Annotated in this window: 9 protein-coding genes; 1 reads left to right on the forward strand and 8 read right to left on the reverse strand. The window is 33.2% G+C overall.

Annotation, left to right across the window (positions count from 1 at the left end; translation table 11 throughout):
* Positions 1-26: 26 nt before the first annotated feature.
* Positions 27-2,348 (reverse strand): endopeptidase La, encoded by a 2,322-nt coding sequence (gene lon, locus HMPREF0389_RS01765; protein WP_014262028.1) that lies wholly within the window; start codon positions 2,346-2,348, stop codon positions 27-29.
* An 893-nt stretch (positions 2,349-3,241) separates the two neighbouring features.
* Here lon and HMPREF0389_RS01770 point away from each other — a divergent pair.
* The gene (locus tag HMPREF0389_RS01770) at positions 3,242-3,541 is read left to right on the forward strand and encodes a hypothetical protein (protein ID WP_041250749.1); all 300 of its coding nucleotides are present in this window, start codon (positions 3,242-3,244) and stop codon (positions 3,539-3,541) included.
* 130 nt (positions 3,542-3,671) lie between these two features.
* Here the strand turns inward: HMPREF0389_RS01770 and HMPREF0389_RS01775 are convergent, their stop codons facing one another.
* From HMPREF0389_RS01775 to mnmA, 7 genes are all read right to left on the reverse strand, one after another.
* Positions 3,672-5,306, reverse strand: coding sequence for a putative polysaccharide biosynthesis protein (locus HMPREF0389_RS01775; RefSeq protein ID WP_014262029.1), 1,635 nt, complete (start codon positions 5,304-5,306; stop codon positions 3,672-3,674).
* A 208-nt stretch (positions 5,307-5,514) separates the two neighbouring features.
* A complete protein-coding gene (locus HMPREF0389_RS01780; RefSeq protein WP_014262030.1) occupies positions 5,515-6,612 on the reverse strand; it encodes a peptidylprolyl isomerase in 1,098 nt (365 codons plus the stop codon).
* Positions 6,613-6,692: 80 nt separating this feature from the next.
* Complete coding sequence (mfd, locus tag HMPREF0389_RS01785) at positions 6,693-10,067, reverse strand: transcription-repair coupling factor (RefSeq protein ID WP_014262031.1); 3,375 nt, start codon at positions 10,065-10,067, stop codon at positions 6,693-6,695.
* Between the two features lie 11 nt (positions 10,068-10,078).
* Positions 10,079-10,639: an aminoacyl-tRNA hydrolase gene (pth, locus tag HMPREF0389_RS01790; RefSeq protein ID WP_014262032.1), complete on the reverse strand. Its 561-nt coding sequence runs from the start codon at positions 10,637-10,639 to the stop codon at positions 10,079-10,081.
* A gap of 58 nt (positions 10,640-10,697) precedes the next feature.
* Positions 10,698-11,111, reverse strand: coding sequence for a Mini-ribonuclease 3 (locus HMPREF0389_RS01795; RefSeq protein WP_014262033.1), 414 nt, complete (start codon positions 11,109-11,111; stop codon positions 10,698-10,700).
* Entirely contained in the window at positions 11,093-12,493 is a 1,401-nt protein-coding gene (gene cysS, locus HMPREF0389_RS01800) for a cysteine--tRNA ligase (protein ID WP_014262034.1), read from the reverse strand. Before cysS ends, HMPREF0389_RS01795 begins: the two co-directional genes overlap by 19 nt.
* A 100-nt stretch (positions 12,494-12,593) precedes the next feature.
* Positions 12,594-13,709, reverse strand: a complete 1,116-nt coding sequence (mnmA, locus tag HMPREF0389_RS01805) for a tRNA 2-thiouridine(34) synthase MnmA (RefSeq protein WP_014262035.1) — start codon at positions 13,707-13,709, stop codon at positions 12,594-12,596.
* Positions 13,710-13,770: the final 61 nt, after the last annotated feature.

Here is a 13,770-nt window from a genome sequence, read left to right on the forward strand (position 1 = left end):
AGTTGTTTCCGATAACTAAAACTATTCTATTGTAGTAACGCAATATCCAGCACTTCTTTCATTTCCTTTACAAAATGAAAACAAATACCCTCTCTTACATGGACCGGAATCTCTTCAACATCTTTTTGATTATCAAACGGCAGAATAATCTCCCTCACATTAGCACGATATGCAGCAAGAACCTTCTCTTTGATTCCTCCTACAGCCAGTACTTTTCCTCTCAAAGTGATTTCTCCTGTCATAGAAATTCTAGGTTTTACAGGTATTTTAGCTACAGCAGAAAGCATAGCTGTAGTCATGGAAATCCCTGCAGAAGGTCCATCTTTCGGAATTGCACCTTCAGGAATATGAATATGCAAATCAAAATTTTTATAAAAATCCGATTCTATTCCATATTCTTCTGCAATCATTCTGAGATAGGAGTGTCCTGCTTTTGCGGATTCTTTCATTACATCTCCCAATTTTCCTGTTAATTCTAATTTTCCTGTTCCTTTTAAGCAAACCACTTCAATATTTAAAGTTTCTCCTCCGACTTGAGTCCAAGCCATCCCATTGACACTTCCGATTTGTGCTTCCTCATCAGCAACATCATGTCGAAATTTTATTTTGCCCAAATAAGATTCTATATTTTTCAAAGAAACAGTTACGCTTCTTTTCTTACTGTTTTTCACCTTTTCGACAGCACATTTTCTGCATAATTTTCCAATTTCCCGTTCCAATCCTCTCACTCCGGATTCACGAGTATACCCACCAATCACACATCGCAGTGTATCTTCATTCATTTTCAAGTATTTTGGACTCAATCCATTTTCCTTACAAACTTTTGGAATCAAAAAGTCTTGGGCAATGCAAATTTTTTCTTCCTCTGTGTATCCGCTCACTTCAATCAATTCCATTCTATCCAACAAAGGACGAGGAATCCCTGAAATAGAATTTGCCGTTGTAATAAATAATACTTTAGATAAATCGAAAGGAAGTTCCAGATAATGATCCGTAAATTCCTTGTTTTGTTCAGGATCTAGCACTTCCAACATAGCAGAAGCCGGATCACCTCTAAAATCTGATGCCATTTTATCAATTTCATCAAATAAGAATACAGGATTATTCACTTTCACATCCTTTATTGATGACATTACTCTTCCGGGAATAGCTCCAATATAAGTTCTTCGATGTCCTCTAATCTCTGCTTCATCTCTAACTCCTCCCAAAGAAACACGAACAAACTCTCTGTTCAAAGCATGAGCCACAGAGCGAGCAATAGATGTTTTCCCAACTCCAGGAGGTCCTACAAGACATATAATAGGCGCTTTCAAACTTGTTGATAACTGTCTCACCGCCAAAAATTCCAATATTCTCTCTTTTACCTTCAGCAGTCCATAATGTTCCTCATTCAAAATATGTTCGGCTTTTTCGATATTCATACTATCCTCTGTACGATTATTCCACGGTAAATCAAACACCATCTCTAAGTAACTTCGTAATACACTACTCTCAGCAGACATGGAAGGTAATTTTGCATATCTTTTAATCTCTTTTTGTATCTTTTCCCTAACAAAATCACTCACTTCTAGATTCTCTAATTTTTCAGCATATTCTTCAGCTTCATCAGAAATACTTTCTTCACCCAATTCTTTTTGAATCGCTTTCACTTGTTCTCTTAAATAATACTCTTTTTGAAAATGATTAATTTGATTCTTGACTTCTTCTTCAATTTTTAACTCAATTTCCAGTATTTCCAATTCATTTAACAAAACTACATGAAGCAACTTCAGCCTTTCAAAAGGAAGATATTCTTCTAACAATTCTTGCTTCAACAACGGTTTTAAATACAAATAGGAAATAATCAAGTCAGAAAAAATAGAAATATCATCAAGCTCTTCCAATCCCAATAAAACTTCGGGAGAAATACGATTTTCCAACTGAACATATCTTTCAAAAAGTTCAAATACGACTCTTCTCAACGCTTCTTCTTCCTGAGTAATTTCGTGTAAATCTTCAGGAAGTCGCTCCACATTAGCTATAAAACAGGGTTCATCCTCTTCAAAGTTCAAAATTCTTGCTCTTTGCTGTCCTTCCACCAACACTTTCACCGTATTGCCCGGCAAACGAAGCATTTGTTTCACCCTACTTATGGTTCCTATTCTAAATACATCATCCTCAGTAGGCAAATCAATATCTGCTCTTTTCTGAGAAACCAAAAAAACAATTTGATCTTCCTCCATTGCTTTTTCTATAGCAGCAATTGATCTTTCTCTTCCTATATCAAAATGTGAAATTGTACTTGGAAAAACACTCATTCCCCTTAGCATAATAACCGGCAATTTCATTTTCTTACTTCTTCTTCCCATTCTAAAATACTCCTATCTATTCTTATAAAAAGTGTATTAATTTAATCAATAATAAAAATATATCCGTCTATATTAAATAACATCCTTCCATTATATTGCAAAACGATACTTACTCAAAGTTATCATTTTTTTAAATATTGTTCAATACTTTTTTGTATTTTCAATTATCTCGCGTGCTACAAATCTTATTATTTATAACAAACAAAATCATTCTCTTTTTACTTTTGTAATTGTTTCTCTTAGATTAAAAAATACATTAATTATTTTTTTCTCACACTAATGATACCATATTTATCATTTAATATTCTCCGTTTACAGAGATATTTTGTTTTCATATTTAAAATCTCAAATCTTCTTTTAAAAAAATACTATAAAATTTTTTCTGACATAAGATTTTTAAAAATAATTATTTCCCTTTGTAAAAAATATCTTTTTTTGTAAAACTTATCCACAAATATATTTGAAAATCGCCATTTTCAGGCTTTATAACGTTTCAAAAACCAATACGATTATTCCATTTTTTTTATTAAAGATTGGTTTTTTCTATCAAAAACTTTGATTTTATGCGATTTTTGTGGATTTTATACAATTTTTTCGAGTTTTTCCGAACATTAAATAAAATTTCTACATAAATGTATGAAATTTTATTTAATGTTATTTCTGTTTCATTTAATGAAAATTTTTATCCACAGGCTATATCATTGCATTTTCCAATCATACAAAACTTTTTAAAAAATTACAAAAAAATTTTTTATTTTTTAAAAAAAAAAGGATTTATTCAATATTTGTAGAATGATAACAATATATAAAGAATATAAACTTATCTACCATCAAATTATAAATTACACGACCGATGTTTGTCGTACTGATATAAATCTAAAGGGGGGATGGATTTGATACAGTCTGTTGTTTTAGTTTTTTTCTCGTTTTCAATTTTATTTGCTTTTATAAATTTACTTTATATAATAGCAACTGCTATGGAAATTCCGCAAAGTACTTATGTAAAATCTAAGAAAACTGAATCTTATGAGTATGTAACACGTCAAAGAAAAAATCGTCATACCCCTCAACCAAGCAATACATATTCTGCTTTTACTACTAAAAAAGTAAAGCAAACGGTAACACACCCCCGTTCATATAAAAAATATGTTAAGCAAGGTTCAAATTCCAATAAAATCAAAAATAGATATTAATCAGTTTATAAAGAAGTATTCCTTACCTTAAATAAGGAATATTTTTTTGAACAAAAATAAAAAAAGTGTAGAGCATATAACTTTATATCAAAGTTCCACCCTCTACACCTCTATCTCTACAAAGTTTCTTTTATACAATTTTTAATTTTTTAAATAAAGAAATAATTTTTTGTCCCTTCGATAGATTTCGAAGATCGTCTTCCTCTATAATTTTACATTTTATTAAAGCAACGATATAAAATATTCCGGCAAACACAATTCCAATCATTGTAGCAAACTTGTTTGCTGCAGAAACGGATATGGCAACAGAAAATGCTATAGACGCCACTTTATAACTTATCCTTGCAATGAACCCCATAAGAAGTGTTACTACTATCGGTCTAACAAGTATTTTTTTATAATCAAATTCTAACATTAAAAATTTCTTTACAGCAATAAAATCTAAGAAAGCAGAAATTACATAGGCAACCACAGTACCAATTGCTGCACCTTTTACTCCAAACCGTTCATTTGTAGTCAATAAATAAGTAATTATTACTTTGAATACAACACCTATCATAAGGTTTAGTACAGGAAGATGTGCTTTTCCGACCCCTTGCAAAATAGCAGTCAAAACTTGAATCAAACTCAAAAAGACTACTCCCAAAGCAGCTATAAACAAAATTTGTCCTGCTAACTGACTTGGCTCTTTCGGAAACAACAAATTCATAATAGGTTCTGACAAAGACATCAAGCCAATTCCTGTCGGCAATCCAATCAACAACGCCATTCGGATGGATAATACAACATTTCTTTCTGCAGATTCAATATTATTTCTGGAGTACTCATAAGATATAATAGGAACAATACTCATAGCAATTGCTGATATCATAATAGACGGTAAATTCACCATAGTAGTCGCCATACCACTTAACTGCCCCAACATAGAATTTGCCTCTAATTCACCAACCCCCGTCTTCATCAGCAATCCAATTACCATGCTTGCATCAATAAAATCCATAATCGGCTTTACTAATGCTCCAATAATAACCGGTATCGCAATAATTAAAAGTTCTTTAACAATACGAACAGAATGTTCTTTTTCATAACAGTCCTCAACTTGAGACTCTGAATTCAAAGTTTTCTTTTCTCTTAAATAGAACCATATCATAGCCAGCAATCCAAGAAATGCCCCTCCGGTTGCACCGAACGAAGCACCTGCCGCGCCGTATTCTACGCCTTTTTTTACCATAATAAGCGCTAAAGTTAATCCCAGTATCACTCTGCCCATTTGCTCCATAAGCTGAGAAATTGCAGAGGGAAACATTGTATTTCTTCCTTGAAAAAATCCTCTGTATGCTGACATAATCGGTACAAAGAACAATGCTAAAGACAATGCTTTTAATGAATAGACAGCCTTTGGATTTTCCAGCATATTTCTTGCCAAGAAATCTGATGACAAAAATAATCCTGACGAAGTAATAATACCTATTACAACCATTAAAGGTAAAATAACATAAAAAATTTCATTTGCCCCTTTTAGATTTCCCTTCGCCCTTCTTTCAGCTACCATCTTAGAGATTGCAATCGGAAAACCTGAAGTTGCAATTGCTAACAACATGACATAGATTGGATATGCAGAACTGTAATATCCCATCCCGGTAGAAGCAATAATAGAAACCAACGGAATTTTAAAAATTGCTCCCAAAACTTTTACTATAATACCAGCTATTCCCAATATTGCTGCACCCTTAATAAAACTTCCTTGAATTGTTTGATTTTCCAAACAAACACCTCCCAATAGTATTATTTATCAAATATAAAAATTTTCAGTGCAATTTTTCAATTTTTATACAGGAGTTCATCAACTCTATTGTTAATGTATTTCTAATCAACGATTGTTATTATAATGAATTTGGAATGATTTATCAACAAAAAAAGTACTTTAGTATTTTTATATACCTTAAAGTACCTTCTTTGCTTCTTACAAAAGTTTATTTTTTTGTTTCTGTATCAGTCTGTTCTGTAGTCTCAGTTTCTGAATTTTCATCCGTTTTTTTTGCTTTTTCTTCCTGTTTCTTACCAAACTCTTCTCTTACTTTCTTGATAACATCTTCATTTTTCTTAACTTTTGCTGCTTTTTTCAACCCGTCAATCACGGACTCATACTTTTGATATTGTAAGTTTGATGCGATTGATTGTTTTACATCCTCAAATTTTTCGACATTTTCCTTTTTATCAAACAACTTGATGATATGGAAACCAAATTCTGTTTCAACAATACTATCGGAAATATCTCCCTGTTTCATAGAAAATGCTGCATCAGAGAACTCTTTCACCATAGTATTTTTATCAAAATATCCCAAATCTCCACCATTTTTTGCAGAACCCGTATCATCAGAGTATTTCATTGCCAAATCAGCAAAATTTTGCCCGTTTTTTGCCATTCCGAGTACTTTTTCTGCTAACTCTTTCTTCTTGGCAACTTCTTCCTTAGAAAGCTCTTCATTCTTATCAAAATCTTTTTTTGCAAACAGAATATGCGATGCTTTTACCTGTGAAGAAGTAAATTCATCAATATGCTCATCATAGTATTTTCTTACTTCGTCTTCCTTTACCTCATTTTCTTGCATCAGAGTATCATAGTATTTTTTTACCGTCATGTCTTTTTTAACTTGTTCCTTCAAAAATTCATCGTCTATACCATTGCTTTCTAAGATAGACTTAAATTGTTCCTGAGAATCAATTGATTTTTTCAGCTCATCAAATTGAGTATTGATTTCCTCTACAGAAACTGTAAGCTCTTTTTTTGCTGCATCCTGCAAAATAATTTCATCATTAATCATCTTCTCTAAAATTTCTTCTTGAAATTTTTGTGAAAATGTTACACCGGATTCAATCTCTGTATTCCATATATCCGGTCCAAATTGCATTTCATAAGACGGAGAATATAATCCCAATGTCTTCTCATAAACATCTTTACCGATTTTTTGTCCATTTACACTTGCTACGGCATCTCCACCGATACTACATCCGGCAAACAGTAATGTAGCAGATACTACACTTGCTATCACTTTGTTCCATTTTTTCAATTCCACTCACTCCTATTTTTCATTTTATTATGCCATGATTACTCACAATCTTTCCATTGTAAAACTTATATACTTTCTTATTATACCACGATTTCTAAAAAATCTATAATATTTTTCACTAATTTACTACTGTCTTTTTGTGGAAATGCTTTTTTTGTAATTAATTTGTTATCTTTACCCACAAAATACACCATAAAATTCTTTTGATATATTTTAGTAACCTTCCCTTTTTTTCCTAATGCTCTTAAATAAGATACATCCAAAAGTGTTACAACAGAAATTGGAATTTCTCCGAATCTATCACAAAGTTCGTCCATCAAGTCTTCGTAATCCTCTTTTTTATCAATCATAGCAATTTTTTTATAAATATCAATCTTTTCTATTTCATCTTCCACATAATAGTTAGGAATATATCCATTCAATTTTAACTGAATTTCCGTTTCCACATCTGTGACAGGAAGTTCTCCTTTGTATTTCTTAATTGCTTCATCAAGCATCCTTACATACAGATCATATCCAATATTAGCAATATGACCGGATTGACTCTCTCCAAGAAGGTTTCCCGCTCCACGAATTTCCAAATCTTTCATCGCTACTTTAAATCCTGAGCCAAACTCTGTAAATTCTCGAATTGTCTTCAATCTTTTTTCGGCAATTTCAGTCAAAACTTTTTCTTTTTCATACATAAAATAAGCATATCCCTGTTTGCTGGATCTTCCAACACGCCCTCGCAACTGATATAATTGGGATAAGCCCATCTTATCTGCATCGTATACAATCATTGTGTTGGCATTGGAAATATCCATCCCGGTCTCTATAATTGTTGTGCATACCAAAACATCGTACTCTCTATTCAAGAAATCCACCATAATCTGCTCTAATTTTCTGGATGGCATTTGTCCATGTGCAACTGCAATATCTGCATCAGGTACAAGTTCTTTCAACAAAGTATGAATTTTATCAATTGTTTCCACACGATTATAAACAAAAAATACCTGTCCCCCTCTTGCAAGTTCTCTATCAATTGCATCGGCTATAATATTGCTCTTTGCCTCCGTTACATATGTGACAATCGGATGTCTGTCTTGAGGCGGTTCATTCAAGATACTCATTTCTCTAATTCCTGATAAGGAAAGGTGGAGCGTTCTCGGGATAGGTGTTGCAGATAATGTCAAACAATCTATATTCATTCTCATTTTTTTTATTGCTTCTTTTTGTTTTACTCCAAATCTTTGTTCTTCATCCACAACAATTAAGCCTAAATTTTTATATTTTATCTTCTCTGAAAGGATTTTGTGCGTTCCAATGACAACATCTACGCTGCCTTTTGCCAAAGAATCAAAAGTCTCATTTACTTCTTTTGTTGTCTTAAACCTACTAACTAAATCTACACGTAACGGATAATTTAAGAATCTTTCCTTAATTGTAACATAGTGCTGCTGAGCAAGAATTGTCGTAGGAACCAAAAAAACTACTTGCTTCCCATCCATGCATGCCTTAAAAATAGCTCGAATCGCTACTTCGGTTTTCCCATAACCTACATCTCCACACAAAAGGCGATCCATTACTCGACTACTCTCCATATCCCTCTTAACTTCTTCTATCGCCTTCAGTTGATCGTCTGTTTCTTCATAAGGAAATGCATCTTCAAACTCCCTCTGCCATACTGTATCTTCTTGAAAAGAGTATCCTTTTTCATTCTCACGAACCGCATACAATTCTACTAAATCCTGTGCAATTGCCTCAACTGCTTTTTTTGTTCTTGCTTTAGACTTTTTCCAATCAGAAGATCCTAATTTACTTAATTTATATGCTTGCTCTGCAGAATTCCCAATAAAACTTTGCACTTTATCCATCTGTTCCAACGGAACATATAAGGAATCGCCACCAAAGTATGCAATCTTAATATAATCTTTTTTGATTCCATCAAATTCTCTTTGCTCTATTTCTATAAATTGTCCAACACCATAAGTCTCATGAACAACATAATCACCTTTTTTTAATTGTATGAAATTTTCAATTTTCTTACTATCATACTTTTTACCGATTTTTCGACTCTGTTTTTTCTTTCGATTTTGAAAAATATCATTTCCTGTATAAAAAGCTACTTTTGCATCCGTAAACAGAAATCCTTTTTCCAAATAGCAAGAATGCATCACCACTGCACCATTTTCAAAATATGTTGTTCTCTCTTGTAATAAAATGGGATGAATCCCTGAATCAAGCAACTTCTGATAAATATTTGAAAAACTATTTTCATTACAATCTAAAATAAAAATAATATAGTCTTCTTTTATTAAATATAACAGTTCTTCTACAAATTCGTTTAAACGTCCTTGAAATTGAATACTGCTACGTGTATCTGAATGTACCAGAGCCTTAGGTTTAAAATATGTCAATTTTTTAGGAAAATAAGAATGTAACAAAAGAGCTCTGTCACTTAATTGCCTTTCAACAACAGCCGTTCCCCACAACAAATTTCCACAAGACTTCAAAGTCTCTCTTTTTTCCAAACTGATTTTGAATGACTCGGAAAACTCATCCTGAATATTCTCAATACGCTCCAACACACGATTACTGTCAACCATTATTACTAAAATGTCTTCATCACAATATTCTAATAAACTAACTGATTCTTTCCCGTACAACAAGTCAACATATTTCTCCATTCCCTCAAAATAAACAGAGTCATTCAACATCCTCACTTCATCTGACAAAGGATCATTCAAATCCTCTTCATGTGGTATCTTAAATTCTACACTGTCAGGATACAGCAAAGATGCTGCCGGATAAATTACTGCTCTTTTCTCGTTTTCTAATGACTTCTGACTAAAAACATCAAATGTTCGAATGGAATCAATCTCATCATCAAAAAATTCTATCCTATAGGGATTTGTCATAGAAGGAGAATATATATCAACAATTCCTCCTCGAATCGAAAACTGCCCTACACCCTCTACTTTGTATTCTCTTGTATATCCCAAAGAGACCAGCTTATGACAAAGCTCTTCCCTATCACAAATTTGACCTAAAGAAACAGAATATATACTTTCCTTAAACCTTTTCGGCGGCATATACTTTCGATTCAATTCTTCTCCGGACACTAAAAGGATATCATATTCTCCATATAACAAAGATGCCATTGTTCGAATATTCTCCGAGTCTTTTTCATGGTCTTTTGCATCTATATGATAAAATCGAATTGACTCGGTATCTATTGTAACAACATTCAAATTCATTTTTTCAAATGCTTCTTTGCAATCATTTACTTCCTTTTTGCTTGATACCACGAACACTATTTTTTTTCTTAATTTTTCAACTAAGTATGCCGTATGCAAAATTCGTTGTTCTGTTAAAAACCCATCCACAGAAATCGGAAATTGCCCTTTAGAAATCGCTGTGTCAATTTTTAAAAAAGGTGCAAGAAATTCTAAATTTTTTACCAATTGTTTCATCCCACATCACCCTATCCATTGTACCTCGTCATCGCTAATTCAATCCCGTCTTTCATTAAACATTCTATCGCATCTGCACATCGTTCAATTGAATCTGCAACAGATGGAATTTCTTCTTTCAAAAAATTCCCCAAAACATAATCAGCAAGATTTCCTCTCCTGTTTTCTCCGGAGATTCCTACTCTAAATCTTGGAAAATCATCATATCCCAATAAATAAATAATATTTCTCATTCCATTGTGTGTTCCGGAGCTTCCTTTTTTACGAATACGAAGTTTTCCAACTTCCAAATCAATATCATCATAAATAACAATCAATTTATCATGGTCTACCTTATAAAAAGACATAAGTTCTCTTACAGATTCTCCACTAAGATTCATAAATGTTTGCGGTTTTACCAAAACAACTTTTTCTGTTCCAATTCTACCTTCTCCGACAGATGCTTTGAATTTCAGTTTATTTGGAATAATCCCGGTTCTTCTGGATAATTCATCTATTGTCAAAAAACCGATATTATGTCTTGTTCTCTCATATTTTTTCCCCGGATTACCGAGCCCTACAATAATATACATACATCCTCCAATTCACGCCAAAAGGAGTCTATGTCAATAGACTCCTTATTTCATTTCTCTATACTCCAACAATCTTTATTGCTTCTTCCACAATCAACCGGATTCTATCTTGTTGGTTCACAAAATGCAAATATCCCAACAATGTCTCAAATCCTGTCGCATAACGATATTCCATCGGTGATGCGTTCTTAGGAATCATGGAATGTTGATTCCTTCCTTTTTTTACCCAACTCCACTCTTCTTCCGTCAAAAAATCCATTTCATGTAATTTTTGGACAACATTTGCTTGGCTGCTTGCTTTTGCAAAAGAAACAGCCTTTCTATGCACAGCATGTATTTTCATGGTAGGAAATTTGCGAATAACATAATCTCTGATTGCAAATTCATAAACACAATCTCCCATGAAAGCAAGTACAATCGGATTGACAGAATGCAAAGGAAACAACTCTTTTTCTAATCTATTTTCTTCCATGTAGTACCCTGCCTTGTATCTAAAACTTCTACTCCCATATCATGCAATTGTCCTCTGATGCGATCTGCTTCAGCAAAATTCTTCTCTTTCTTAGCGAGACTTCTCTGTTCTATCAATTCATTGATCTTATCTTCATCAAAACCGTCACTTTTTTTCTTTTGAATAATATTCAACACATTTGTCAATTCACAGAAGATATTCATGCATTCCTGTAAATACTCTTTGGAACTTTTTTCACTTACTGTTGTATTGATAAATTTTGACAGTTCAAAAATAGCTGAAATACCGTCTGCAGTATTCAAATCGTCATCCATCGCTTCAATAAACAACTCTCGATAAGAAGGCAATTTAGACACAAATTCTTTTTCATCTTCCTTTATCATACCCTGTGCCTGTTCTAACAAAAACTCAACTTTGTGTTTTGTATTGTACAATCTTTCCATTCCCGATTTTGCTGCATCTAACAAATCTTGGCTGAAGTTTACCGGATTGCGATATTGTGCACTTAATAAAAAGAAACGAACTATTTCCAAATCAATCACTTCAGAAATTTCTCTTACTGTGAAAAAGTTATTCAATGACTTACTCATCTTTTGATTGTTGATATTGATGTATCCGTTATGCAACCAATAGTGTGCAAATTCTTTCCCAGAACGCCCTTCACTTTGAGCAATCTCATTTTCATGATGAGGGAATATCAAATCCTGACCTCCTGAATGAATATCAATTGTATCTCCCAAATACTTTCGACTCATAACAGAACACTCAATGTGCCATCCCGGTCTTCCTTCACCCCAAGGAGATATCCAACCTATTTCTCCCTCTTTTTTCTTCTTCCAAAGTGCAAAATCAGAAGGACTTTTTTTTCTATCGTCTACATCAATTCTGGCTCCGGCATTTAACTCTTCCATATTTTGTCGTGACAGCTTCCCATATCCATCAAAACTTTTGGTATCATAATAAACATCACCATCTATCTCATAGGCATGCCCTTTTTGAATCAGTTCTTCTATAAACTCAATAATATCCTCAATACATTCCGTTACTCTTGGATGAACGCTTGCTCTTCTAATTCCCAATCCATCTGCATCAACAAAGTACTCTTTGATATATTTGTCTGCTACCTCCAAAGGCGAAATACCTTCTTCATTCGCACGATTGATGATTTTATCATCTACATCCGTAAAATTCTGAACAAAAGTAACTTCATATCCTCTGTACTCTAAATAATTTCTCAATGTATCAAAAATAATAAACGGTCTTGCATTCCCGATATGGAAATAATTATATACTGTCGGCCCGCAAGAATACATTTTTACCTTATTCTTTTCAATCGGTACAAACTCATCTTTTCTTCGAGTTAATGTATTATAAAAACGCATAAAACAAACGCCCCCCTGTTTTTTTCTTTATTATAGACTACTTATGTTTTTTTTACAACAAAGGTCATTTTAATAACAAACCCTAACTGTTTGCATATTTTTACTTTACAACATCATGTAAATATTCATATTTCATATTCAATGGTTTCCCCTTTGTAATAATAGCGCTCCCTAAACAAATTTCTCCATCATAGAAAACAGCAAATTGTCCGGGAGTAATAGAACGAACAGGCTCATCATACACTACTCTTACTCCCTCGTCTTGATGTTCATATACTGTTACCGGAATATCTTTTTGTCGATATCGAAACTTGGCAGTTCCTCTAAATGGAAATTGCGGTTTTTCTGTAATCCACACAACATCTTCTCCCAACAACTCTGTTGTATACAATGACGGATGTTGTTCCCCTTGTGCGACATACAAAATATTCTTCTTCAAATCTTTTCCTGCTACAAACCAAGGTTCTCCACTCCCAACACCGCCAATTCCGATTCCTTTACGCTGACCAATTGTGTAATGAATCAAACCGGTATGTTCACCTATCTTTTTTCCATCCACTGTTAATATAAGACCCGGATTTGTTTTCAAAAACTGATCCAAAAACTTATCAAAATTTCTTTCTCCGATAAAACAAACTCCTGTCGAATCTTTTTTTGTTGCTGTATATAGACGGTATTTTTCTGCAAGTTCTCTTACTTCCGATTTTTCTAAATCAGCAATCGGAAAAATAGTTTTAGAAAGAGCCTCTTCCGTAATACGAGACAAAAAATAACTTTGATCTTTATTGGCGTCTTTTCCTCTTCTTAGATAATATCTTCCGTTTTTTTTCAGCACTCCGGCATAATGCCCCATTGCAATATAGTCTGCTTCTAATTTCAGCGCATAATCCAAAAACGCATTGAATTTAATTTCCTGATTGCACATTACATCCGGATTAGGAGTTCTTCCGTGTTCATATTCATTCAAAAAATAAGAAAATACTCTATCCCAATACTCCTTTTCAAAATTAACTGTATAAAAAGGAATCTCAAGTTGCCCTGCCACTCTCATCACATCTTCATAATCCTGTGTTGCTGTACAAACTCCGCCTTCATCCTTTTCATCCCAATTTTTCATAAAAAGTCCTACCACTTCATACCCTTGTTGTTTCAAGAGCAGGGCGGAAACGGAAGAGTCCACTCCTCCGCTCATACCTAAAATGACTTTTTTTGCCACAATATACTCCATTTCTATTTCTATACTTTAAATATCACTTTCATCTACTTTATCTGTCATG

Origin of the sequence: Filifactor alocis ATCC 35896 (genome assembly GCF_000163895.2) — a bacterium.
GTDB lineage: Bacteria > Bacillota > Clostridia > Peptostreptococcales > Filifactoraceae > Filifactor > Filifactor alocis.

Coding starts and splice junctions, on each gene's coding strand:
- cysS (WP_014262034.1), bottom strand. CDS start 12,493: ATGCGTTTTTATAATACATTAACTCGAAGAAAAGATGAGTTTGTACCG.
- lon (WP_014262028.1), bottom strand. CDS start 2,348: ATGGGAAGAAGAAGTAAGAAAATGAAATTGCCGGTTATTATGCTAAGG.
- mfd (WP_014262031.1), bottom strand. CDS start 10,067: ATGAAACAATTGGTAAAAAATTTAGAATTTCTTGCACCTTTTTTAAAA.
- pth (WP_014262032.1), bottom strand. CDS start 10,639: ATGTATATTATTGTAGGGCTCGGTAATCCGGGGAAAAAATATGAGAGA.
- HMPREF0389_RS01795 (WP_014262033.1), bottom strand. CDS start 11,111: ATGGAAGAAAATAGATTAGAAAAAGAGTTGTTTCCTTTGCATTCTGTC.